This window comes from Pseudomonas sp. SDT291_1_S447, assembly GCF_054070155.1.
The window spans coordinates 21675-44339 of the sequence record NZ_JBSVXS010000015.1; the positions used below are offsets into that span (position 1 = coordinate 21675).

A 22665-nucleotide genomic window follows, 5' to 3' on the forward strand; every position below is an offset into this window, starting at 1 on the left:
CTGTGCTTGATGTGCGCCGCGTCTGTCTGAAATTGCCCCGCAACATGCTGCAAAACCTACACTGAACCGGCGTTAACCCCGTGTTAATTCATGCCACCCAGACTCTCTTCCGAGATCTGCTTCATGGACGAACAGCTCCCACTTGTTCAGTAGGAGGCACCATGAAAATCACTACCGCAATCCTTGCCGGGCTGTTTGCCCTGGGTCCTGCCAGCGTCTTCGCCGAGGGCGGCGCTGAGCGCATGCGTTATTACTACGACAACTTCCCGGTTCAGCACGCCCAGAGCGAGCAGAAGAGCGACGCCAACGCGAAAGAAATTCGCGTTCCCGCCGACCAGACCGCGCAAGTGACCGAGTCCTATCGCGACTGAGATTTAGCGAGCAACCGATGGACCTCCCGTGGCTCCGCTCTGGCCTGGGAGAAGACAGTTTGGCGCCCTGATTGGGGCGCCTTTTTTTATGGGCATTGAGCGGGGTGTTCGACCTTATGCTGTCGCGAGTTCGCAGATTGGGTTGGGTCAGCAAGATCCAACCCCCTCACCCCAGCCCTCTCCCCAAAGGGGCGAGGGGGAAAGGGAGCCGATTTTCATGCTTTTCAAAACCTACGTTCGGCTCGATGTTTCAGGTCGGCGTACCTTGCCCAAACACCTCGGCCAGTCCCCTCGCCCGAGGGAGAGGGAGCTGATTTGTGGGCTTTCCAAAACCTGAGTTCGGCTCAATATCTCAGGTCGGCGTACCTTGCCCAAACACCTCGGTCAGTCCCCTCTCCCTCTGGGAGAGGGTTAGGGTGAGGGGCTTCTAGGCCTGCAAACTCTTGATCCAGAACTGCATCCGCCCGTGATCCGGGTCGAACATGCCCGGCGCGAAGCCGAACTTGCGGTAGGAACCCTGCGCCACGGCGTTACCTTCAAGCACTTCAAGGGTGATCTTGCAGCAACCGCGCTGACGAGAAATTTCCTCGACTTTCTGCAGCATTTTCTGGCTCAGACCGAGACCGCGAAACTTGCCCACCACCGCCACGTCGTGGACGTTGACCAACGGTTTGCAGGCAAACGTGGAAAACCCTTCAAAGCAGTTCACCAGCCCCGCCGGTTCACCACCGACAAAGGCCAGCACGCTGAACGCATACGGGCGCCGGGCCAGTTCTTCGGGCAGCCGACGCAACAGGTCAGGGTCAAGCGAATGACCGCCGCCCATCGGGTCTTCTGCGTAATGATTGAGCACGAAACCGATGGCCTCGGCGTGCGTTGGATTGCTGTAGCTGGCTTGAAGCACAAGAATCTCTGCGGAATCCATTTCCATCCCCAAACACAAAAGCCCCGGCGCGCAAAGTGCGTACTGAAAGGCTGACTGACCTTAGCGCGGGGGTGATCGGGCGGGCAACCCGCAAATGCACAAGATCTTTGGCTTTTTCAGTGGCCCCAGATCAACTCTTCAGTCCAGCCCAGTTCGGCGAAATCCCCGGCGCGCAGGCCACTCTCGCCGACACAGAAAAACTCATCCAGTTGCGGCGGTTTCACCACGGTATCGCTGAGCATCGCATGCACCTGCCCGCGGTGATGAAGCTGATGTTCAAACAGGTGCGAAAGCATACGCAAACGACTCTCGTGCTGCGGCGTGTCACGGGCGATGGTGACGATCCTGGTCAGATCGGCATCGCGCAGTTGCTCGCAATAAGCAATCAGCCGCCGATCAACGTGAGCCTGCTCCTCGCGCAGCTGCGCGCCCTCGGTAAACGGTTCGTCCGCGTTGAAAAACACATAACAGTCAGGATGCGGCTCGGCCCCGCGCAGCTCGCGCTCCAGCGCATCGACGTAGAACCAGTCGCAGGTGAGGATGTGATTGAGAGTCAGACGAATGCTCGGAAAAAAACTCACCCGAGGCGCCGCCAGATCCGTCGCACTAAGCTGCGTCCAGGCTTTGGCCAGCCGATGATTGGCCCAGGCATTCTGGTAAGCCATGGTCAGCAGATGATGGGATAACGCTTGGCTCATGTCGGCGCCCTCTTCACTCAAGCTTCGGCAAAACGCTGCAGCTGCATCTCCTGCAAGCGACTGAGGGTACGGCGGAACGGGAATTCCAGATAACCCTCGGTGTACAGCGCATCCATCGGCACTTGCGCCTCGATGTACAGCGGCACCTTGCGGTCGTAGCACTCGTCGACCAGCGCGATGAAACGCCGCACACCGTCATCGTGAACCGACAATTGCGGCAACTCACGGTCACCGGCCACGACCCGTTGCGCGCCATCTTCAGTGCCGCGCGCGATGCGCCCCTCACGTTTCTGTGCGCTCAGATTCGGCACTTCGCTCAACAGAATAGCCGTGTAGCGGTCGCACAGCGCGATGAAATCCATGGCGGCGAACGGTTGCTCGCACAGATCCGCATAGCGACACCACACCACCGTTTCACTGGCCTGCACCACGTTCAACCGGCGATGCCCGACCGACACCGGTTCGCTGCTGGCCGCTTGCCCGGCGGTCAGTGTCTGAAAAACTTCGTCCAGCGCACTGACCCCGGATGTGGCCACAAAGTAGCGTTGCAACCCCGCCCCCGGATGCAGACGATGATCCTCGGCGCCATTCACTGCCACCACCTGCATATGCGCTTTGATCGCGGCAATTGCCGGCACAAAGCGATCGCGGTTGAAGCCATCGGCGTACAGATCGTCCGGCGGTAGATTGGACGTGCACACGATCACCACGCCTTCGTCGAACATCACCTGAAACAGCCGACCGAGAATGATCGCGTCACCGATGTCGTTCACGAACAATTCATCGAAGCACAGCACCCGCACCTCGGCCGCCAGCTCCTTGGCCAGCGCGCGCAACGGATCGGCGATCCCGGTCAACTGGAACGAGCGCTGATGCACCCAGCCCATGAAGTGATGAAAGTGTTGACGTCGCGCCGGCACCCGCAGGCTCTGATAGAACTGATCCATCAGCCAGGTCTTGCCACGCCCGACCGGCCCCCACAGATAAACGCCGCTGACCGAACGGGCACCGGCGTGCAGGGCTTCATGGCATTTTTGCAGTGCCCAGACCGCGTGTTCCTGGGCTTCATCCTGGATGAAACCCTTGTGTTGCACGGCGTGTTGCCAGGCGCTGAGGGGGGAGTCGAAATTCATGCGCGGCAGTATGCCACGCCGATTACAGGGAAATATCCAGTCGGGCGATTTTCCCCTGATCGTTCAACCGAAACGTGTAGCGCAGTTGCGCCGGGCTGCCGGGAAAGGTTCCGGAAATCAGCCCGTGCACCAGCACCTTGCCGGTGCGCTGCTGCACGTCCAGCACTTCGACCCGTGGCTGATAGCGTTGCCCGGTGTCTTGCATCCATTGTGCGATGGCTTGCGGGCCGACCTGATGCTGGCCTTCGTCGAACACGTTGGCATCCTCGGCAAAAAAACTGCCGACCTTGGAGGTATCGCGTGCGTTGGCCGCATCGATATACGCAGCGATCGCCGGGGCCAGCGCAGAGACGGGATGGGACATGGTTGCAGCTCCTTTTGTTTGGTTCTGCGAGCATCCTAAAACAGTGTTGCGTCAGTTTTTGTCAGGAGTGAAGCGCCCGCTTTCATCCAGTTGCATCTGCTCGCGCCAAGTGCGCAAAAGGTCGCTGCGCCGTCCCGGATAACCCTCGCCCTGGTGGGTGGCAGCGCTGATCCGGTCGGTGCGAAACGTGCGGTAGGCGCCGCGCAATTCGCACCACGCGACGATGATCCGCACCTCATTGAGAAAGCCCAGCGCCAAGGGCCAGATCAGTCGCTGACTGGACACCTGTTGCGCGTCGGCGTACGCGATGTGCAGTTTGGCCTGGTCGCGGATGGCATGGCGGAATACGTTCAACGGCACGGCGTTTTGCGGAAAACCATAGCCCGGTGGGCCCGGCATCACCGTGGGATTGCGCAGCGCTTCCCGCGCCTGCGGATCGAGCACAGCGGCAATTTTCGCCAGCGCATCCGCCGCCGCTTTGCCGAGGACTTCGTCACCGCGCTGATCGACGTAGCGCAAACCGAGAACAATGGCTTCGGTCTCATCGGCATTGAGCATCAGTGGCGGCAGAAACAGGCCGCTGCGCAGCACATAACCGATCCCCGCCTCGCCATGGATCGGCGCGCCGAGCGCGGTCAGCTCAGCGATATCGCGATAGAGCGTGCGCTCGGACACTTCCAGCTCGGCAGCCAGAGTCGCCGCCGTGACCGGGCGCTTCTTGCCGCGCAGCACTTGCAGCAAAGTCAAAAGACGAGTGGTACGTGACACGATGTGCAGACTCTGGAGGGAAAAGATTCCGGAGCTTAGCAGAGGCTAGTGTCAGAAAATGGCAGGAGCCGAACGACTGTAATGACAGGCCTGACCGTTGAGCGGCAAGCGTCTTGACAGCCAATATTACCGGCATCATATTGGCGCAATATTTCGATCGTAATTTTTTATATCAAGCGAATTTCCATCGAGGGCGTTGCCATGCATTACAAGGTTTTTGGCCGCAAGACCGGTCTGCGTGTTTCTGAACTGGCGTTGGGCGCCGGCAATTTTGGCACCGGTTGGGGTCACGGCGCCGAACGTGACGAAGCCAAGCGGATCTTTGATGGTTTTCTCGATGCTGGCGGCAACTTCATTGATACCGCCAATGGCTATCAGGGCGGGCAATCGGAGTCGATGCTCAGCGAATTCATTGCGCCGGAACGTGATCGGCTGGTGATCGCCACCAAGTACAGCATGGGCACAACCCCGGCCGACGGTATTTCCCACACCGGCAACAGCCGTAAAAACATGGTTCGCGCGGTTGAGGAAAGTCTCAAACGCCTGAACACCGATCACATTGATCTGTTCTGGGCGCACGTGACCGATGGCGTGACCCCCATGGAAGAAATCCTCCGCGGTTTTGATGACCTGGTGCGCGCCGGCAAGATTCACTATGCCGGCCTATCCAACTTCCCGGCATGGCGCATTTCCCGCGCCGACGTACTGGCGGAACTGCGCGGCTTCGCGCCAATTGCAGCGATTCAGGTCGAGTACAGCCTCGCCGAGCGCACTGCCGAGCGCGAATTGCTGCCGATGGCCGAAGCGCTGGGGCTGGCGGCGACCCTGTGGTCGCCACTGGCCGGTGGTTTCCTCACTGGCAAGTATCGCGGTGGCGATGACAACAACCGTGCGAGCAAACTCGGCATGCTCGTGCACGCGGAAAAAAGCGCCCGCGAAACCGCCCTGCTCGATACGTTGCTGGCCGTAGCCGCAGAAATCGACGCCAGCCCAACTCACGTCGCCATCGCTTGGCTTCGCGAAAAAGCCCGGCGCTCGACGACCGCGCTGATTCCGATCCTCGGCTCGCGCACCCGCGAACAACTCGACGCCACACTCGGCGCACTCGAGGTGCAACTGAGCGAACAGCAAATGGCTCGGCTGGAAGACAGCAGCAGCGTGCCGGCCGGTGTTCCGCACGAGACGATTGCCAGTGCCACACCTCGCTTTACCGGCCCGCAGACGTTGGACCTGCCGATCATCCCGGTGGCCTGACCCGGCTCGCTCCCATAGGGATTTACCAGGTGCCTTCAACTCCCTGTAGGAGCTGCCGCAGGCTGCGATCTTTTGATTCTGCTTTTCAAGATCAAAAGATCGCAGCCTCGTTTCACTCGACAGCTCCTACAAGGCTTTTGCCGATAGCGGCCAATAAAACCTGACCTTTCAGGCAGTTATTGCTCGTTGCCCTCGCCGCCCTCTTCCGGCATCCTGCGCCTCCATTTTCTGACCCGGCCCCGCCTCGCGGCGCGTAAATCATCATGACCGCCTCTGAAAAAGCCCCGCGCAACAACGACCTGATCTACGGCCTCAACGACCGCCCGCACCTGACTGCCACCGTATTTGCCGCGCTGCAACATGTGTTGGCCAGTTTCGTCGGCATCATTACTCCCACGTTGATCATGGGCGGCGCCCTCGGTCTGCAAAGCGAAATCCCCTACCTGATCAGCATGGCGCTGTTCGTCTCCGGGCTCGGCACGTTCGTTCAGGCCAAGCGCTTTGGCCCGGTCGGTTCGGGATTGTTGTGCCTGCAAGGCACCAGTTTTTCCTTTATCAGCGTGATTCTCAGTGCCGGGTTCATGGTCAAGGCGCGCGGTGGCGGCACCGATGAAATCCTCTCGACGATCTTTGGCGTGTGCTTTTTCGCAGCCTTCATCGAGGTGGTGCTGAGCCAGTTCATCGGCAAGCTGCGCATGCTGATCACCCCGGTGGTCACCGGCACCATCATCACCCTGATGGGCCTGTCGCTGATCAAAGTGGCGATGACTGACATCGCCGGCGGTTTCGGCGCGCCTGATCTGGGTGCAGCCAGCCACATCTTCCTCGCAGCGTTGGTGATCGGCACCATCGTTGTGCTGAACCGTGTCGACGTGCCGTTTCTGCGCTTGGGCGCGATCGTTATCGGCCTGACCCTCGGTTACGTGGTCGCGTGGCTGATGGGCACGGTGGATTTCGCCTCCATGCCTGAAGTGCCGCTGGTCAGCGTGCCGGTGCCGTTCAAGTACGGCTTCAACTTCGACTGGGTGGCGTTCGTGCCGGTCGCGGTGATTTTCCTCGTGTCGCCGCTGGAGGCTGCGGGTGATCTGACCGCCAACTCGATGATCTCCCGGCAACCGGTCAAAGGCCCGCTGTACATCCGCCGGATCAAATCCGGCCTGCTCGCCGACGGCCTCAACTCGGCCATGGCTGCGGTGTTCAACAGCATGCCGATGGTGACCTTCGCGCAGAACAACGGCGTGATTCAGCTGACCGGCGTGGCCAGCCGTTACGTGGCTTTCTTCATTGCCGGTTTGCTGGTGCTGCTGGGGCTGTTCCCGATGATTGGCGCGGTGCTGCAACTGATGCCGAAACCGGTGCTTGGCGGCGCTGAACTGGTGATGTTCGGCACCGTCGCGGTGGCCGGGATCAAGATCCTCGCCGAGGCCGGCCTGCATCGGCGCAATATGCTGATCGTGGCGATTTCGCTGGGCATGGGCCTGGGCATCGCGGCGGTGCCGGAAGTCCTGCGCGAACTGCCGCAAGCGCTGCGCAACATCTTCGAATCGCCGATCACCGTCGGCGCGTTGTGCGCTATCGTGCTGAACATCTTCCTGCCCGAAGAATTCATCGAGCTGGAGGAAGACGATTTCGACCCGGAAGCTTCTATTCTTCAGGTCATGGAAAACCCGGACATGCCGGCCAAAGGTGAACCTGCCCCAGCGGCGGCTGTCGCACAGTTGAACCGCTGACGTCTGGCCTTTAACAGAAAGGGCTGAGCCAGCAACGGTTCAGCCCTTTTTTTGAGAGACCGTTTATGCGCCGCGTCCAAGCCGTCATTCTGTCGTTACTGCTGCTGTCCCTCAGCGCTTGTGCGCTGTTCCCCAACCGAGACCCGGTGAACATCAACGTGGTCGGCCTCGAACCATTGCCGAGCCAGGATCTGGAAGTACGTTTCGCCATCAAGTTACGCGTACAGAACCCCAATGAGACGGCCATCGACTACAACGGCATCGCTTTGGATCTTGAGGTCAACGGCCATTCACTGGCCTCCGGTGTCAGCGATCAAAGCGGCTCGATCCCACGCTTTTCCGAAAGCATCGTCACGGTCCCCGTGAGCATCTCGGCGTTCTCGGTCCTGCGTCAGACGCTGGGCCTGAGTCAGACGCAAACCCTCGACAACCTGCCTTACGTGCTGCGCGGCAAACTTGCCGGTGGCTTGTTCGGCACCATGCGTTTCGTCGACAGCGGCAAGCTCAGTTTGCCCAAGGCCAGTGCCGCGACCTGGTAAAAATGCGTTAGCCTGCTTCGTCCCTTAAAGACATTCATGGAGGCTGCAGGTTTATGGAAGACACACCGACGCTGTACACCGAACGACTGATCCTGCGCCCATTGCAACTGGCCGACGCCGAAGCCGTGCAACGCGAATTTCCGCATTGGGACGTGGTGCGCTATCTGAACGCGGCCGTGCCATGGCCGTACCCGGACGATGGCGCCCTAACCTATCTGCGCGACATTGCCTTGCCGGCGGTCGCGGCGGGCAAGGAATGGCACTGGACGATTCGCCTGAAATCGGCACCGGAGCAATTGATCGGCAAGATCAGCCTGATGGATCAGACGGATAACCACCGTGGATTCTGGCTGGCGCCGGCGTGGCAAGGTCAGGGATTGATGACTGAAGCCTGCGCAGTGGTGACCGATTACTGGTTCAACGTTCTGCAACGCCCGTTGATGCGCGTGCCGAAAGCGGCGCCGAACATTGGCTCGCGCAGGCTTTCGGAGCGTGCGGGGATGCGCTTGATTCGTAGCGATGAAGATGATTTTGTCGGTGGGCGTTTTCCACGGGAGATTTGGGAGATCACCCGCGAAGAGTGGCTGAAGCGCCACTGATTTCCAGACACACCACCGATCCATTGTAGGAGTGAGCCTGCTCGAGATAGCAATCTGTCAGTTAACGATTATGGTGTCTGGCAGACCGCTATCGCGAGCAGGCTCACTCCTACAGGGTTCGGTGTCAGGCAGTACCCTATGTGTTGAAGCGCACACCCGGTTTGGCCCGCTCATCCACACTTAACTCAAACACATCCGGCCGCGCATAGTGGCCGACCACGTCGTAGTCATAGCGCGCCCGCACCAGCTCATCGGTGTCGATCTCAGCCGTGAGCAACCCCGCCTCCCCGCGCAACGGCCCCGCCAGCACATCGCCCATCGGCCCGACAATCACGCTGCCACCGGCAATCAACGGCCGATCCGCCGGCCAATTGGCGACTTCAACGCCCAACGCCTGAGGCGAAGCCTGCACCTGACACGCACTGACCACAAAGCAACGGCCCTCATGGGCGATATGACGCATGCTGACCTGCCACATCTCGCGCTCATCGACGGTCGGCGCGCACCAGACTTCAATGCCCTTGGCGTACATCGCCGTGCGCAGCAGCGGCATCATGTTTTCCCAGCACACCACCGCGCCGAGCTTGCCGACCTGGGTGTCAAACACCGGCAAGGTCGATCCGTCGCCCTTGCCCCAGATCAGCCGTTCGGTGCCGGTCGGCATCAGTTTACGGTGTTTGCCGACAAGCCCGCCCTGCGGGTCGAAATACAGCGCCGTGCAATACAACGTGCTGCCTCCGCGTTCGATCACACCGATTACCAGGTTTGCCCCGGTTCGCGCCGACATTGCCGCCAGCGCTTGTGTTTCGGCGCCCGGCACATCGATCGCGTTGGCGAAGTATCGGGCATAGGCTTCGCGCCCTTCTGGCAGGCGATAACCCAGTTGCGTACCGAAACCCTCGCCTTTCGGATAACCGCCCAGCAGTGCTTCGGGCATCACCACCAGCGCCGCGCCGGATTCGATGATCGCGCCTTCCCAACTCAGAATCTGTTCAAGGGTGGCGTCTTTGCCTTCGGGCAAAGCGCCGATTTGCAGCGCAGCAACAATAGATTTGGCCATTGCGGTGATTCCATCAGGTTCGGATGTTGCTGATTCTGCGGCGCCACGCGATCATGAATAAAGCCCCATTTGCTGCTGAATGATATGAGCCAAATGAATATCGCCACCATCGACCTCAACCTGCTGAAAGTCTTCGAAGCCCTGCATGAAGAATCCAGCGCCAGCCGCGCAGCGCTGCGTCTGGGCGTAACGCAATCGGCGGTCAGTGCGGCGCTGCGTCGGTTGCGCGATGTCTATGGCGATCAATTGTTCGTGCGTACCGGGCGCGGGTTGGCACCGACACTCAAGGCCAATCAATTGAAACCGGTGGTCAGTGAAGCGCTGAACAAGTGTCGGCAAAGCCTGGCAATGGTCGACCCGGCAGCCAATCAATACGATGGCCGTTCGGTCACCGTGGGGCTGTCGGACGACTTCGAGATTGCCTACGGTCGCCGGCTGATCGGGGAAATCGCTCGCAGCGCACCGAAGTTGCGCCTGATCTTTCGCCAGACCCACAGCCAGATCGTCGCTCGCGCCTTGACGGATCGCAGCATCGACCTGGCGATCACCGCCGGTGGTTTTGCCGAACGGTTGCTCAGTCGTCAGGTGTTGGGCGAAGGTGGCTATGCGTGTCTGGTCGATCCGGCGAGCCTGGCGCCCGGCCAGCAGCAGATCGATCTTGAGGAGTTCGTCGCCCGCGAGCACATTCTGGTGTCGTCCGGCGGTTTTATCGGGATCACCGATGAGGGCTTGGCGGCGTTGGGCCTGAGTCGCCGGGTGTGCGCGTCGACCACGCATTTCGCCGCGCTGCCGTACCTGCTCAAGGGCAGTCGCGCGGTGGCGACAATTCCGACGCATGCTGCCGAAAGTATCGCCGCGCTCAGTGGCCTGGCACTGTTGCCCTGCCCGCTGCAGCTGCCGCGTTACCCGATCGAACTGGGCTGGCGCACCAGCACGCAGATCGATCCGGTGGTGGTCAAAGTGCGCGAGGCGATCGCCGCGACGTTCACCTGAGGTGTTACTTGTTGGCGGCCATCAGGCGATTGACTTCACTGCGCACCATGTTGGCGAACTCCGGCGGCGACATGCCGTCCAGTTCGGCGCGGACCCACTCGGCCCATTTGCCTTTGCGCTTGCCGCGCTCACCGAACAAACGCGCGGCTTCGCCTTTGGCTTTGCCCAGATTGTTCTGCCAGAGTTCGAACAGACGGGATTTCTCGTCTTCCAGCGCAGCGCGCTCTGCGAGGGATTTGTCGGCCAGATTGAAACTCATGGGGAATTATCCTGCTGCGTAAAATGGCGACATCTTACACGCTCGACGGAAATCTCCCGCGCAGGTTTTTGTTTCTGACCTAAATTCAGTGCAACTTTTTACTCAGCGCCACACTCCATTGATCACTGTCCATTCAACTGCAAGGAGTCACCCAATGGCCCGCAAATCCGCCGTGCAAGCCGCCGAAGATCAAATCAAGGATCAGGCCTTCAGCGAACTTCAGGCTCTGATTCAAGAGTCGGACAAACTGCTCAAGAGCAGCGCCTCACTGGTCGGCGAAGAAGCGGAAACGCTGCGCGGACAAATCGCCCTGAAACTGCAGCAGGCGCTGGACTCGGTCTCGAGCGTACGTGATCGCACCAAACCGGCGGTCGATGCCACCGAAAGCTACATCGGCGGTCATCCATGGCAGACCGTGGCGATCTCCGCCGGTTTCGGTCTGGTGGTCGGTTTGCTGCTCGGCCGTCGCTGAGTCAAACGCACACAAAAAAGGCGAACCCGCGGGGTTCGCCTTTTTTATGCCTGCATTTTTTTGCCGGTTTTGAACCAGTTCTGGGCCTTCAAAACCCGAGTTCAGCTCGATCTCTCACGTCGGCGCACATCTCCCATTCACCTCGGTCAGTCCCCTCTCCCTCCGGGAGAGGGTTAGGGTGAGGGCCTTTCGATCTCCCCCGCCAACTCACGCAACTGCGCCAACGTCTGCGCATCCAGCACAATACCCTCAGCCAACGATTTGCTGCGCTGCCAATGCCGACGATCGCCCGGCAACCGCTTGAGCCCAACGCCGTGCATCTGCCGCACCAGTTCGCCACTGCGTTCGGCAAAACTCTGCCCGGCAGCCTTGCTCGGGTCGATGACGATCAACAACTGCCCGGTCCATGGCGTTTTCGCCCCGGGATGATTGGACCAGTCGAACTCGAATGAAAAATTGCCCCCCGTCAGCGCTGCCGCCAACAACTCGACCATCATCGACAACGCCGAACCTTTATGGCCACCGAACGGCAACAACGCACCGCCTTCGAGAATCGCTTGCGGATCCTGGGTCGGCTGCCCAAGGCTGTCTACGCCCATTCCGGCCGCTAGCCGTTCGCCCTTGCGCGCGGCGATCTGCACATCGCCATGGGCAATGGCGCTGGTGGCCAAATCGAAGACAATCGGCGCGGCACCGGCCCGCGGCGCAGCAAAGGCAATCGGATTGGTGCCGAACAATGGCCGGTCGGCGCCGTGTGGCACCACGCAGGTCATGCTGTTGACCACGCTGAGCGCCACCAGCCCCTCATCGGCAAACGGCTCGACATCCGGCCACAGCGCGGCGAAATGATGGGAGTTGCGAATCGCCAAGACGGCGATCCCGGCGTCACGGGCCTTTTCCACCAGCAACGACCGTGCAGCCGCCAGTGCAGGCTGAGCAAACCCGTTGCCGGCGTCCACCCGCACAAATCCACTGGCGACATCTTCGACTTGCGGCACGGCGTGGCCGTTGACCCAACCACTTTTCAGAGTCGAGACGTAACCGGGGATACGGAACACTCCGTGACTGTGCGCGCCATCTCGCTCAGCTCCGGCGCAGTTGGCGGCCAACACCCGAGCGACCTCGACAGAGGTGCCGTGGCGCAAAAAAATCGTTTCAAGCAGTTGCGTCAATGCTTCAAGTGATAACACCGACGAAGCGGCGGCAGAGACATGATCGTGTGGCGCAGACATCTGAAGCTCCAGAGTAATTATTGGAGGGAACACCAGCGTACGAACAAATTGCCCAGCGATTAACCACGCCCCCCCTGCTCTCTGTCAACCCTTGGCCGACTGCAAAAAACTGCGAGCGATAACTATCTACCACCTGAGCGCCGTCCCTTGCGCCTAGCCTTGAGCCTCATTTCTGGCGCCCATCGCGCTATTACCGAGACTCGAAAATGCCTGAGCCCGCTGCCCCGCTCCTGTTCCCCGAAACCCTGAACTTCCCCGGTCTCTGGAAAGAACTGGGCAAAACCCACAGCCTCAACAGCAAGGACTTCGACTGGCTGGCTCATGTAAAGCTGAGCACTCACGCGCTACGCAATCAACAATCCCCACCGATGCTCGCGCAAAGCATTTACATCGAAGTCGGCGCGGCAAAGCCCATACCGCTGGCCGGCAGTTTTATCCTCAGCGAACCCCCAGACGACAAAGGTGCGATCCTGTACACGCCGTACGACGGCATCAAAAAATACGAAAGCCTTGCGATCCTGAAGACACTGCTTGAGAAACGCCTGCAGGTGGCCGAGGAAGAGGACCCGCTGCTGGCGTTTCTTTCGCTCGCTCAACGCCGCAAAGTCAGCGAGCAGACGCACCGCACGCTGACGTATGAAACGATCAGAGGCGACATCTTCGAAAGCCAGAAAAACCACATTCTCGCGGCCCAGCAAGTAAACGCCGTGGCCATGCTTGATGAGTTGAAGCGGCTGCCGGCGCTCACACCCCTGGTGGAAAAAATCCTCGATGATCTGTTGCGCGTCCGTTTACCCAACATCAATCAGGCGCTGACTCGCGTCAACTTCTACACCCATGCGCCCGTTGACGGCAGCGCCCCCGTGGCGGCGGCCAGGTCGGCCAGACACTGGCACGATTCAGTAAGCCTGAGTGAAGCGGTGCTGATGTATTACCGCAACCAGGATTGGCCAGCGGGCCAGCTGCATGAATTTGCCAATTCCCAGCGTGCTCCGTTCGATAACGATCAGGGCGTTTGGGAAGATGCCGTCAAACAGGCCGCAAACAAATTGCGGGTCCTGCTGTTTCGCGAGATGGAGCGCTATTGGGACGCGCCTTCTGCCACGGGGGCGCCAAGGCGCAAATTCTTTGGTGAGGCGCTTGAGGAACAGGCCCGTGCCGAACTGATGATCAAGCGCGAAACCAACATCATCGACGCCAGCCAGTTTGCCACCCTGCATCAGATGATTCGTCCGGCAGCCTATCCGACCCGGCGCCCGACCATCGAAAACGTGCGTCTGTGGGAGTACGAACCCAACTATGTCGAGCTTGCAGGTTCATTGATGATCAGTCACGCCAACGCCTTCCTGTACACGCCGACCATGGGTCTGCAGGTACTCAAGGATTACCAGGATCTGAAGGACACCGTATTGAGCAAGTTCCATGCGGCCGGGCACGAGGACGAACTGTACGGGTTGTTGAACCTTGAAGAACGCCAACGCTTTATCGGCTTTGACCGGCCTCATGTCACTGGAGAAAGCGTCGGCGGCGAGATCTTCAATGTGTTGTTCGAGGCCATTATCACCAAGCAGCGGCAGAACATCGAATACGCTTTGCAGGTGTCCCGTCACAGCGATGGCAGCGTGGATATCCATGCCCTGTTCGACAAAGCCCTGGATATCCGCGCCATGCTTCATCAGCGATTGCTGGAAATGGAAACCGCGGCACGCTGGTCTACGCGGCCGGTGCTGACCGGTGTTCAACAGCCATCGCAGGTTCGCGCGCAGAAAGCCGCCGCCGTGGCGAAAACCTGCCAGGACATCGAGCCCTTGATCGCCAGTTCCTTCAAAGTTCAGCCTGTTACTCACGTCGAAGAGCAACGCCACTATCTGGAAAACATGAAATCACGGTTGGCCCACTCACTCTTTCTCGGCGTGACCGCAGAAGCGGCATTGCGAGTGCTCAGTGGCTCGTTGAAATCTGCCGAGCAGATGATCGTCGACACCGTGATCAATCCCGATCACACCAGACGCGACAATCGGCACTCACTCAACGGCTTTCGACCCGATGCCTGGTCACTCACGCTGAAAACCCCTGAGGCGAAAGCGCCTTTGTCGCTGGCCCACTGCTTCTTGCTGACCGAACGCGGCGGCCTCGACGACTTGCACTCGGGCAGAGTGATGGTCTGGACTCCGGCACTGGGCCTGGAAGCCTTCGAGAGCATTCGCGCTGCCCGGTTGGCACTGGGTCAGCGGCTCGAAGACCGGATTGGACGCCTGTCATTGCTGGAAAATCTTTTGCCTCAGGAGCGCCAGTACCATCGGCAATACACGCTGGGCACCTTGCGCTTGATTGAAGACAGTGTTCTGGATAACCGCGTGCAGTCCGGCATTGAACACTTCATCGCACGCTGTGAAGAAGTTCGTGCGCGATTCAAAGGTCGGGCCGGATTGACCTCGGCGCTTGCTTACCTGACAAAAACGGCCTTCGATACCAATCTGCTGCGCACTATTCATCTGGCCAACGCTATCGATCAACAACAGTCACTTCCGGCCTGGCTGGGCATGGCACCGGTGGAGGAGCAACAGTTGCACCTCGAACTGCTTGAGCAATGGCGTCGCAGTGTTGTCGACCATAAGGACTATCTCAGCGGTTTGCCTACGCTGGCCGACTACGTACATCAGAGGTTGAAGGCGCTGCTTGACAATCGATTTGCAGGCAGCCGGGTCGATCCGAATGACATCCAGATCATTCCTGACCTCGCCCTGGCCGGTCCTGCCCGCGCGCTGCCCGAGTTTGCGCTCAACCATATCAATATCGCTCAGGGCACCGGTTTCAAAGTCGCCTCCAGGACCACTACCCCGCTACCGGCCAATCTGGATCCGGCGACGGTCAGACAACTGCTGTTGTCACTGGAGATCCCCACGACATTTGCACAAAAAATCACCGCTGCCCTCTCTGCGGACGATGCCGAGGCCACGCAGCGCAAGCAGCGCTTCTTGCGACAGCTGCCCTGGCAATTGCTGCAGCACGCTCATGGTTTGAAACTGCAACAACAATTGTCTGCCAGCGCATTCGACTGCATATGCCAAGTGCTGGACATCCCGGATGGCATCGCACGCAAGACGGTCGAAGGCGCCCACGCCATCGTGTATCCGTTGTCGCTGATCAAAACCGCGGGCTCGACTGCGGTCGAAGCACTGGGCCTGTATATGATCGGCCCGGGCAGCGGGCATCCGGGGCCGCTGGTGCTGTATGCCCCGTACGCAGAAGACGTGTTTCGCGAGTTTGTCGACGAAGCGAGTGTTATCGCGGCCATCAATACGCCAGGCATTTTTCAGGACTTGCTGATTCGTCGATTGCCGTCGGCACAGCAATCGGTATTTCGAGGGTTGTTGCAGTCGAGCGCTGGCGAGGTCAGCGAAATGATACTTGCGGGTAACACCATCACCGGCAACCTGTTGCATAGGTTTTTCAGCGACAACCTCAAGTTGTTGCCGCAATTGCTCAAGGGCCAGTCGTCAGCCAGCGCTCAAAGCGACTGGGAAGCAGCCAAAAACCTGTTCGGCAAAGGCACCAGTCTGATCTCGGGTCTGCTGCCCGGCAAACTTTCGTACGTGACATTTCTGTGGCAGGCCTACAAGGACTTCAAGGATTCGGCAGAAAATCTGCAGGATCATCATTGGACGCAAGCACTGCAGTCATTTATCGCCGGTGCGGTGCAAATGATAAGCCTGGGGCGCCTGACGGCAGAGGCATCGGCAGCAACGCAAGCCACGCCCCCGAGAACGGCACAAACCGCGACTGAAACACTGCCAATCACTCGAGTCACTGACGAAGACGCCAGCGCGGTCGAAAGCTCGCCCGCGCTGGTCGCGCCAAGCTGGTCACAGATCAGGATGACCTCACCCTCGCGCACCGAGTTGCAGCCTTTTGAAACGTCGGCCGTGGCACTTGAAGACCTCAAGCGTGACGCGAAGAACGGCACCTACGAAAATCCGATCAATAAACGCCTTTATACGGCCATTGCCGGCAAGGTTCATCAGGTCGACCAACCGGGCGCCGTCTGGCAGATCTTCGGCGATGAGAAGCCCGGGCCGTCATTACGATTGAGTGGCTCGCGGCTCTTGCTCGCGCCAGAGCGCTACGCGGTTCACTACGGCAAAGCGATATCGAAACTGCACCAGCGATACGCCGTGGAGCCCATCCGCCGAGCCTTGCTTGAAATCGAAGCCATTGGCATGAACGAGATTCGCCGCCGCCATCCCGATAAAGCCTTGCAAATCCAGCAAGCGGTCGACATGGCCCGTTTCTATGCCTTCAACAGCCTGCATAATCTGGCCCAGCTGAAAGCCAATGTTCCGGGCACCCGTCTGGACGGTTTTCTCAGGTTGTTTTTCGGCGTTGATCACATCGACAAAGCGTTACTGGCCAAGCTTCACAAGGCCATCGTGCCGATCTGTAATGCCCTGGTCGACCCCAGCGATGACCTGATGGACACCGAACGCTTTGTGGTTGGGTCCAATACCGCCATGTCCTCCGCCATCGCGTTCGTGCTGGTCAATGACCGGCGCAAAATGGTGCACTTCACCGAGCACTTCTTCGATCAGAAACTCGGTTTTTACAAGGGCAACCTGACGATACCCTTCGATGTCGATGGCCACGCTCAGGCGGCAACACTGATCCACGAGTTGTCCCATCAATTCGCCGCCACCGAGGATTTCGCCGTTGTGGAAGCGCGCCGGCCGTTTTCTGATCTGATCAACACGCTCACCGCCTATGGGCGGGATATGAGGGATGTACTGGAAGATTTTCAGAACAAGGCGCTGTCGCTGAATACGCCCAAAGATCAGTTGTTCGCGCGCTGGAGCAAGAAACGCGGCTCGTACGTCGATCTGGACAAATTTCCCGCGGCTGAGGATATGAGCAAAAAACTGCTCGCACTCACCGGCAGCCCGACCATTGATGACGCACGCAACGCGTTTTTTGATCGGCTTTCGCCCAATGCACGTATCGACGTCATCCTGCACAACGCCGACTCGATCGCGCGTCTGATCTGCGAGATGGGCCGGCAACTCGATCCGGTAGTTACGCCCTGACAAACACAAAAAAAGGCGCAGGTCGTGACCTGCGCCTTTTCTGCGGCCCTGGGAATCAGTCTTTCTGATCGCGCAGTACATTGCCCGATGCACCGTCGATGCGGAATTCGTAAACCACGCCGTCGGCTTTGCGCCCTTCACCTTTCCAGTAACCGTCGTTGTCGGCTTGTATTTCGTAGACTTCGACGTACCCGGCCTTGGTTTTCACGATTTCGATGGCTTTCTCGATGGTGACCCAGCCAGCCCCGGGTTTGTCGGCGAATGCAGCACCGGCGCTTAGCAAACTGGCAGTGGCAATCAGTGCAGCAAACGTGTTTTTGATCATTTTTTCACTCCATTTATGGATAGTAGTCATTGGCGTCCTGCTTTTTGGGTGCTTGAGCGAAAAATAAGTTCCACTTTGATGGGTAAATGCCATGACTGTTGTTCTCGGCAACTTCCCGCAAAGGTTAGAATGTGCGAAATCAGGACGACTCAATGACCCAAGACACTCTCTCGGAAGCCGAATACGATGCGATCACCGATGCCGCTGCGCACTGGTGCATGCGTCTGCACGCCGCGGATTGCACGGAAGAAGAACGTCGCGCATTCACACAATGGCACGATGCTCATCCGCTGCATGCGTTCGAGTATGAAGCCATGCTGGAAATCTGGGACGTCGCCGAACATCTGCCACGCCCGGAATCCGCACCGCTTGTGCCGCTTCAGCAGCCGTCCCGTTCGTTGCGCCAGTACGCAATAGCGGCCGGTGTCTGCGCGCTCGCGTTACCGCTGGCGGCCTACACCGGATGGAATCTGGGCTGGGTACCCGACAGTTATGAGCACTTGAGTGCCACCGACAATGTGCGTCAGGTCACGCTGAGCGATGGCAGTCAGATCGAGTTGAATCTGAACACTGATTTGACCTTCAGCAATTACAAGGACGAACGACGAGTCACGTTGAAAAAAGGCGAGGTGTTCTTCAACGTCAGTCACGACGCCTCGCACCCGTTTGTCGTGCGTGCGGGCGAAGGCAACATTCGCGTGACCGGTACGCGCTTCAACGTATGGCTGTATGAAGACCAGGTACGTGTCAACCTGATCGAAGGTTCGGTGCTGGTGACGAGTAATCGCGCATTGCCAGGCGATGGCCTGCGTCTGGGGCCGTCCATGCAGGCGCGTTACAAACCGGGCGACTACATGCCGCAGATCAGCCAGACCTATCCCAACGATACCTCGCTGGCCTGGCGCAACGGCAAACTGGTGCTGGACAATCTGGCGCTCAATGAAGCCCTGCCTCTGATCAACCGCTACCTCGACAGACCGTTGATGCTCGCCGACAACAGCACAGGCTCGATCAGAGTGGGCGGCATCTACAACATCAAAGAGTTGAACAACCTGGCCAACTCCCTGCCCAAAGTCTTGCCCGTCTACCTGACGCGCAACAAGGAAGGCAACCCAGTGATCAACCCGATGCCACAACAACCGCCAAAAAGCTGAAGGCCGCGCCCCTTGCGGGATGCGGCCTTCAGTTTGTTCTCAGGTCACGCAGCAGTTCACTGCGCGGCTACTTTCCCCGCCTTGTCCAGCGTCTCGCGAATGGTCTGCACCTGATACTGCGGATCGGCCTTGATCTGCTGCTCGGTGAAGGGCAACACACTCCATTGTTTCTTCGAAAAGGCCTCGGTCTGATCCCGCGAATACTTCGATGCCGGATCGCTCGACAGCGAAAACGCCAGCAGGCCCTGCGCGTGCGGCCCTTTTTCATCGAACGTCACCACTTGCAGGTAGCTGGTACCGCTGACCACCTCAAGCTTGCCGTCCTCGCGGGGCACGCTCTGGATGGCGTTGTAGATCCCCAACTGACCCGGCCCGCCATGAATCGGTGTCTGTTGCCCGCCACTGCTGACCACCTGGATATCGCCCCAGCGGGTTTGCGGTTTGAGGCCCATCTTGTTCGTCGCTTCAACCGAAGCCAGCATCGCCTCTCGCAGCGACTGTGCCACGGCCGGCTGCTCGACCGCGAGACCGCGCGGGGTGTGTTGCGCGTCTTTCGGATCGAAAGCGACGCGCCAGATATCCGCTGAATGTTGCATTGCCTGCATGATGTTCTGGAAATGCACCAGACCCAGACCCGAGTCCAGATTGGCGCGACCGTCCCATTCCTTGAGGCTGGTGCAGACCGGTTTCAGAGTCCTGGCATCGGCGCCAAGGTCAGCGGCGCAGAACTTCAGCAGATCCGGTACGACCTGGGCCGCCAGATACACCTTATCGTCCATGACCATCTGCTGCAGGTCCTTCACTCGCAGCGGACCTTTTTTACTCAGGTTGCCCAGGCGATCCAGCGCAAACCGCGAACGCATGCCCAACGGTTGACCGTCCTGACTAATCAGTGGCGAGAAGCCGGTGAGCGGCTGTGCCGGGTTGACCAGCCACGCGGAATCGTTGGAGTGCTGGATAAAATCCTTGCGCAACAGTTGCGGCAGTTGGCTGGACGCATAAATGCCCTTCTGTGCAGCTTGCGGGTCGACGTCCCAGGCGCAGGCGCTGTTGGAACCGTCGAGCAGAATCATCTGCGTCCCGGCGCGCGGGTCGCTGCACTTGGCCAGTTTCTCGGCGTTGACGTTGGGCACCACCGACAGATTCATGTACAGCGTCTGGCCCTTGTCATCCACAGCGAGGGTATTGACCCACGGGATGCCCTGGATCTTGTGCACCGAGTCCTGCAGTTGCTCAAGCGAGGAAGCCTGGTTCATCGCATACCACTGCGTCAGCACGCGGTCATTGTCGAGGTTGGCATCGCGCAGGCTGTAAGCGAACTGATTATTCCAGTCGAGCTTGCCGGGCCATTGCACAACCGGGCCGAACTGCGAGCTGTAAATATCGTGCGCTACGGGCACTACCTGGCCATCGGCCTGCTTGACCTGGACAGTCACCGTCTGTTTGCTCATCGGCAAGGATTTGCCGTCGAGCAGATAACGCGTCGGATCTTTCGGGTCCAGTTGCAGACGATACAGCGTGAAGTGCTTCGAGGAATCGACCGTGTGGGTCCAGGCCAGATGCTGGTTAAAACCGATATTGATCATTGGCAGGCCCGGCAAGGCTGCGCCCATGACATCCAGCTTGCCGGGAATGGTCAGATGCATCTGATAGAAACGCATGGCGCCGACCCACGGAAAATGCGGGTTGGCCAGCAGCATGCCGCGACCGTTGAAAGAACGCTCGCTGCCCACCGCCAGGGCATTGCTGCCACGATCGAGGGCAAATCGCTGCTGACGTGTATCAGCCAGCTGAAAGGCCTGTGCATCCTGGACACGCTGCGCAGTCGCCTGCGGCGGTGTCGCGCCCGCCAAGGCTTCGGCGAACTGTCCGACACCACCTTCAACCAACAGTCGACGGGTCAACTTGACCAGGTCTGCCGAGGTGATATCGCGCACCCACTCACCCTGACATTGCTGCGGCAGGCCTTGCTGACGTCGCTCGGCGAGATAGTGGTTATAGCCGGCAGCGTAACCTTCGACCAGATCACGCACCTGGGCCGGTTGCGCCTGCCAGAAGGTGTTGACTGCTTCGGGGGGATTGAGCCAGGTGAAGAAGACATCGCTGACGCGGTTCGGGCGTGCTTCGACAGTCACCTGGTCCGGGCCGAAATAGCGCGAACGCAGGCCGTTGACCGTGACGATCTCGTTGGCCAACAGGCAGAGATTGTCCTGTGCATAGGCATACCCGATGCCAAAGCCCAGGCCTCGCTCATCCTGGGCGCGGATATGCGGTACGCCAAAACCGGTACGACGGATTTCGGTACCGGTCTCGGCCGATGAACTCGGGCTGAAGGCATAGGCCGACACGCTGAATCCAAGAAACACACCGGCGAAGGCCAGTCCGGTCAATCGTCTGGAAAGAATGGTCACTGTAACTCCTGATCGAATATCAAAACCTGAGGGCACAACGCATCCGTGCGCAGGGAGACTCCACAGGTAACGAAGATCAGGGAAAAAGATTTACCGCGACTCACGAAGATTTGTCTCGCAATCACGCAGAGAAGACAAATCGGCGACAAATTTTCTACATTTTTTCTTTCATGATTTGTCGTGCTCAAACGTCTTGTTTAGAGAGAGCAAGAAAACCCTTTCCCGATCAGGCTCTGAAAAGGAGTAATCGCATGTACAACTCGCACCTACCAATGGACGGTAGCCAGGCCCCCCAAGGAGCTTCCATGAGCCCACACGCGAGCGATTTCGGGCAACGCGGCGAACGTCACGGTAACGAACGCATTCGCCTGTTGCTGAAGAGTTTCGGTCTGCGCACCAGTCTGATTCGCCTGAAAGTCATCGACGCGCTGCTGGTGGCGGCGCAAAGCGACCGTCGCCTGGGGGTGCGCGGCGTCCACAGCCAATTGCTGGATCTGGATATTCCGCTGTCCTTCCTCAGCGTACGCGAAGTGCTCAAGCGTTTGTGCGCCGAAGGTGTGATCACCTTCAATGCGGACAAGAGCTACAGCCTGCATCCACAGGCTGCTGCCGTCCTCAACAACGATTGAAACGTGTAACGAACGCCGTCAGGGCTTGACCTTGCGGCGCATCACGCCGTTGATCACCACCACGACCACCGCCACACCGATGGCGATGTACTGAAAGGTCTTTTCATCGATCTTCCCGGCGTTTTGCAGCCAGGACAGACCGAGCATGATCGCCAGTACGGACACGGCGATCACAATCGAATAAATCAAGCGTTGCTTCTGGGTCATTACGGTTTCCTGAAACTTTGGAATGTATCCGGTTTGTATCCGCTTGCATGCCATGCGCTTACCGTTTTACGGGGATGCGCAGTGACAAACGGGGTCTCATGTTACAGCCGATGAAGAGTTTTGGCTTCATGACGGCATCACCATGAGGATTTTTCAAATGTTGCGTCGAATCACCTGGCTGATTCCCGTTCTAGCCCTGCTGACCCTGAGTGGATGCATCATCTTCCCCCACGGCGGTTGGCATGACGACCACCACCGTTACGACCGGGGAGGCCCTGGCTACTACCAGCATCGTTAGTGGTGAATACTTCGCCCTGCCCGCTCGCCCAAGATTCACCCTGCATTCACCTCGTTAGTTCACTCAAATAAACAATGCCCGCCCCTGTGCGGGCATTTTTCATTCCACCGACCTTCGAGCGTATTTATCTTCTGCTGTTTTTGGATCCAACTAATACGCTGCAAGC

General features: G+C 59.0%; 22 protein-coding genes. 11 read left to right on the top strand and 11 right to left on the bottom strand.

The window, feature by feature from the left end:
• The first annotated feature begins 161 nt into the window (after positions 1 to 161).
• Positions 162 to 371 carry a hypothetical protein gene (locus ACW9IR_RS07850; protein ID WP_457462573.1) on the top strand — a complete coding sequence of 70 codons (210 nt, stop codon included), beginning with the start codon at positions 162 to 164 and terminating at the stop codon, positions 369 to 371.
• A gap of 427 nt (positions 372 to 798) precedes the next feature.
• Here the strand turns inward: ACW9IR_RS07850 and ACW9IR_RS07855 are convergent, their stop codons facing one another.
• From ACW9IR_RS07855 to ACW9IR_RS07875, 5 genes are all read right to left on the bottom strand, one after another.
• Entirely contained in the window at positions 799 to 1296 is a 498-nt protein-coding gene (locus ACW9IR_RS07855; protein WP_110718584.1) for a GNAT family N-acetyltransferase, read from the bottom strand.
• 116 nt (positions 1297 to 1412) lie between these two features.
• Positions 1413 to 1994: a DinB family protein gene (locus tag ACW9IR_RS07860; RefSeq protein WP_110718707.1), complete on the bottom strand. Its 582-nt coding sequence runs from the start codon at positions 1992 to 1994 to the stop codon at positions 1413 to 1415.
• Positions 1995 to 2011: 17 nt separating this feature from the next.
• Positions 2012 to 3127 (bottom strand): cell division protein ZapE, encoded by a 1116-nt coding sequence (zapE, locus tag ACW9IR_RS07865; RefSeq protein ID WP_457462575.1) that lies wholly within the window; start codon positions 3125 to 3127, stop codon positions 2012 to 2014.
• 22 nt (positions 3128 to 3149) lie between these two features.
• Positions 3150 to 3491, bottom strand: a complete 342-nt coding sequence (locus tag ACW9IR_RS07870) for a nuclear transport factor 2 family protein (protein ID WP_457462577.1) — start codon at positions 3489 to 3491, stop codon at positions 3150 to 3152.
• A gap of 51 nt (positions 3492 to 3542) precedes the next feature.
• Positions 3543 to 4259, bottom strand: a complete 717-nt coding sequence (locus tag ACW9IR_RS07875) for a helix-turn-helix transcriptional regulator (RefSeq protein ID WP_457462579.1) — start codon at positions 4257 to 4259, stop codon at positions 3543 to 3545.
• 201 nt (positions 4260 to 4460) lie between these two features.
• On the opposite strand from ACW9IR_RS07875, the gene ACW9IR_RS07880 reads away from it, so the two are divergent.
• From ACW9IR_RS07880 to ACW9IR_RS07895, 4 genes are all read left to right on the top strand, one after another.
• Entirely contained in the window at positions 4461 to 5513 is a 1053-nt protein-coding gene (locus ACW9IR_RS07880; protein ID WP_150708804.1) for an aldo/keto reductase, read from the top strand.
• A 263-nt stretch (positions 5514 to 5776) separates the two neighbouring features.
• On the top strand, positions 5777 to 7243 hold the full coding sequence (locus ACW9IR_RS07885; RefSeq protein ID WP_016982855.1) for a nucleobase:cation symporter-2 family protein: 1467 nt from the start codon (positions 5777 to 5779) through the stop codon (positions 7241 to 7243).
• Between the two features lie 65 nt (positions 7244 to 7308).
• On the top strand, positions 7309 to 7782 hold the full coding sequence (locus ACW9IR_RS07890) for an LEA type 2 family protein (protein WP_102900966.1): 474 nt from the start codon (positions 7309 to 7311) through the stop codon (positions 7780 to 7782).
• Positions 7783 to 7835: 53 nt separating this feature from the next.
• The gene (locus ACW9IR_RS07895; RefSeq protein WP_457462582.1) at positions 7836 to 8381 is read left to right on the top strand and encodes a GNAT family N-acetyltransferase; all 546 of its coding nucleotides are present in this window, start codon (positions 7836 to 7838) and stop codon (positions 8379 to 8381) included.
• A 136-nt stretch (positions 8382 to 8517) separates the two neighbouring features.
• Here ACW9IR_RS07895 and ACW9IR_RS07900 read toward each other — a convergent pair whose 3' ends face one another.
• Complete coding sequence (locus tag ACW9IR_RS07900) at positions 8518 to 9441, bottom strand: carbon-nitrogen hydrolase family protein (protein WP_102900964.1); 924 nt, start codon at positions 9439 to 9441, stop codon at positions 8518 to 8520.
• An 84-nt stretch (positions 9442 to 9525) separates the two neighbouring features.
• On the opposite strand from ACW9IR_RS07900, the gene ACW9IR_RS07905 reads away from it, so the two are divergent.
• Entirely contained in the window at positions 9526 to 10434 is a 909-nt protein-coding gene (locus ACW9IR_RS07905; protein ID WP_457462585.1) for a LysR family transcriptional regulator, read from the top strand.
• Between the two features lie 4 nt (positions 10435 to 10438).
• Here ACW9IR_RS07905 and ACW9IR_RS07910 read toward each other — a convergent pair whose 3' ends face one another.
• On the bottom strand, positions 10439 to 10693 hold the full coding sequence (locus ACW9IR_RS07910; RefSeq protein ID WP_007917411.1) for a hypothetical protein: 255 nt from the start codon (positions 10691 to 10693) through the stop codon (positions 10439 to 10441).
• A 154-nt stretch (positions 10694 to 10847) separates the two neighbouring features.
• On the opposite strand from ACW9IR_RS07910, the gene ACW9IR_RS07915 reads away from it, so the two are divergent.
• Positions 10848 to 11165, top strand: a complete 318-nt coding sequence (locus tag ACW9IR_RS07915) for a DUF883 family protein (protein WP_007917413.1) — start codon at positions 10848 to 10850, stop codon at positions 11163 to 11165.
• 173 nt (positions 11166 to 11338) lie between these two features.
• Here the strand turns inward: ACW9IR_RS07915 and ACW9IR_RS07920 are convergent, their stop codons facing one another.
• On the bottom strand, positions 11339 to 12397 hold the full coding sequence (locus tag ACW9IR_RS07920; protein ID WP_095118758.1) for an Ldh family oxidoreductase: 1059 nt from the start codon (positions 12395 to 12397) through the stop codon (positions 11339 to 11341).
• 206 nt (positions 12398 to 12603) lie between these two features.
• On the opposite strand from ACW9IR_RS07920, the gene ACW9IR_RS07925 reads away from it, so the two are divergent.
• Complete coding sequence (locus ACW9IR_RS07925; RefSeq protein WP_457462588.1) at positions 12604 to 17475, top strand: dermonecrotic toxin domain-containing protein; 4872 nt, start codon at positions 12604 to 12606, stop codon at positions 17473 to 17475.
• A 55-nt stretch (positions 17476 to 17530) separates the two neighbouring features.
• On the opposite strand, the gene ACW9IR_RS07930 is transcribed toward ACW9IR_RS07925, so the two are convergent.
• Positions 17531 to 17800 (bottom strand): PepSY domain-containing protein, encoded by a 270-nt coding sequence (locus ACW9IR_RS07930; protein ID WP_102900961.1) that lies wholly within the window; start codon positions 17798 to 17800, stop codon positions 17531 to 17533.
• A 152-nt stretch (positions 17801 to 17952) separates the two neighbouring features.
• Between ACW9IR_RS07930 and ACW9IR_RS07935 the strand changes: the two genes are divergently transcribed.
• Positions 17953 to 18954 carry a FecR family protein gene (locus ACW9IR_RS07935; RefSeq protein WP_102900960.1) on the top strand — a complete coding sequence of 334 codons (1002 nt, stop codon included), beginning with the start codon at positions 17953 to 17955 and terminating at the stop codon, positions 18952 to 18954.
• 56 nt (positions 18955 to 19010) lie between these two features.
• Here the strand turns inward: ACW9IR_RS07935 and pvdQ are convergent, their stop codons facing one another.
• Positions 19011 to 21365 carry a bifunctional acylase PvdQ gene (gene pvdQ / locus ACW9IR_RS07940; protein WP_258014184.1) on the bottom strand — a complete coding sequence of 785 codons (2355 nt, stop codon included), beginning with the start codon at positions 21363 to 21365 and terminating at the stop codon, positions 19011 to 19013.
• Between the two features lie 251 nt (positions 21366 to 21616).
• On the opposite strand from pvdQ, the gene ACW9IR_RS07945 reads away from it, so the two are divergent.
• On the top strand, positions 21617 to 21994 hold the full coding sequence (locus ACW9IR_RS07945; RefSeq protein WP_095118754.1) for a fe2+ zn2+ uptake regulation protein: 378 nt from the start codon (positions 21617 to 21619) through the stop codon (positions 21992 to 21994).
• Positions 21995 to 22012: 18 nt separating this feature from the next.
• On the opposite strand, the gene ACW9IR_RS07950 is transcribed toward ACW9IR_RS07945, so the two are convergent.
• Complete coding sequence (locus ACW9IR_RS07950; protein WP_016985231.1) at positions 22013 to 22201, bottom strand: hypothetical protein; 189 nt, start codon at positions 22199 to 22201, stop codon at positions 22013 to 22015.
• Positions 22202 to 22358: 157 nt separating this feature from the next.
• Between ACW9IR_RS07950 and ACW9IR_RS07955 the strand changes: the two genes are divergently transcribed.
• Positions 22359 to 22499 carry a hypothetical protein gene (locus ACW9IR_RS07955; RefSeq protein WP_016985230.1) on the top strand — a complete coding sequence of 47 codons (141 nt, stop codon included), beginning with the start codon at positions 22359 to 22361 and terminating at the stop codon, positions 22497 to 22499.
• The last annotated feature ends 166 nt before the right edge of the window (positions 22500 to 22665 follow it).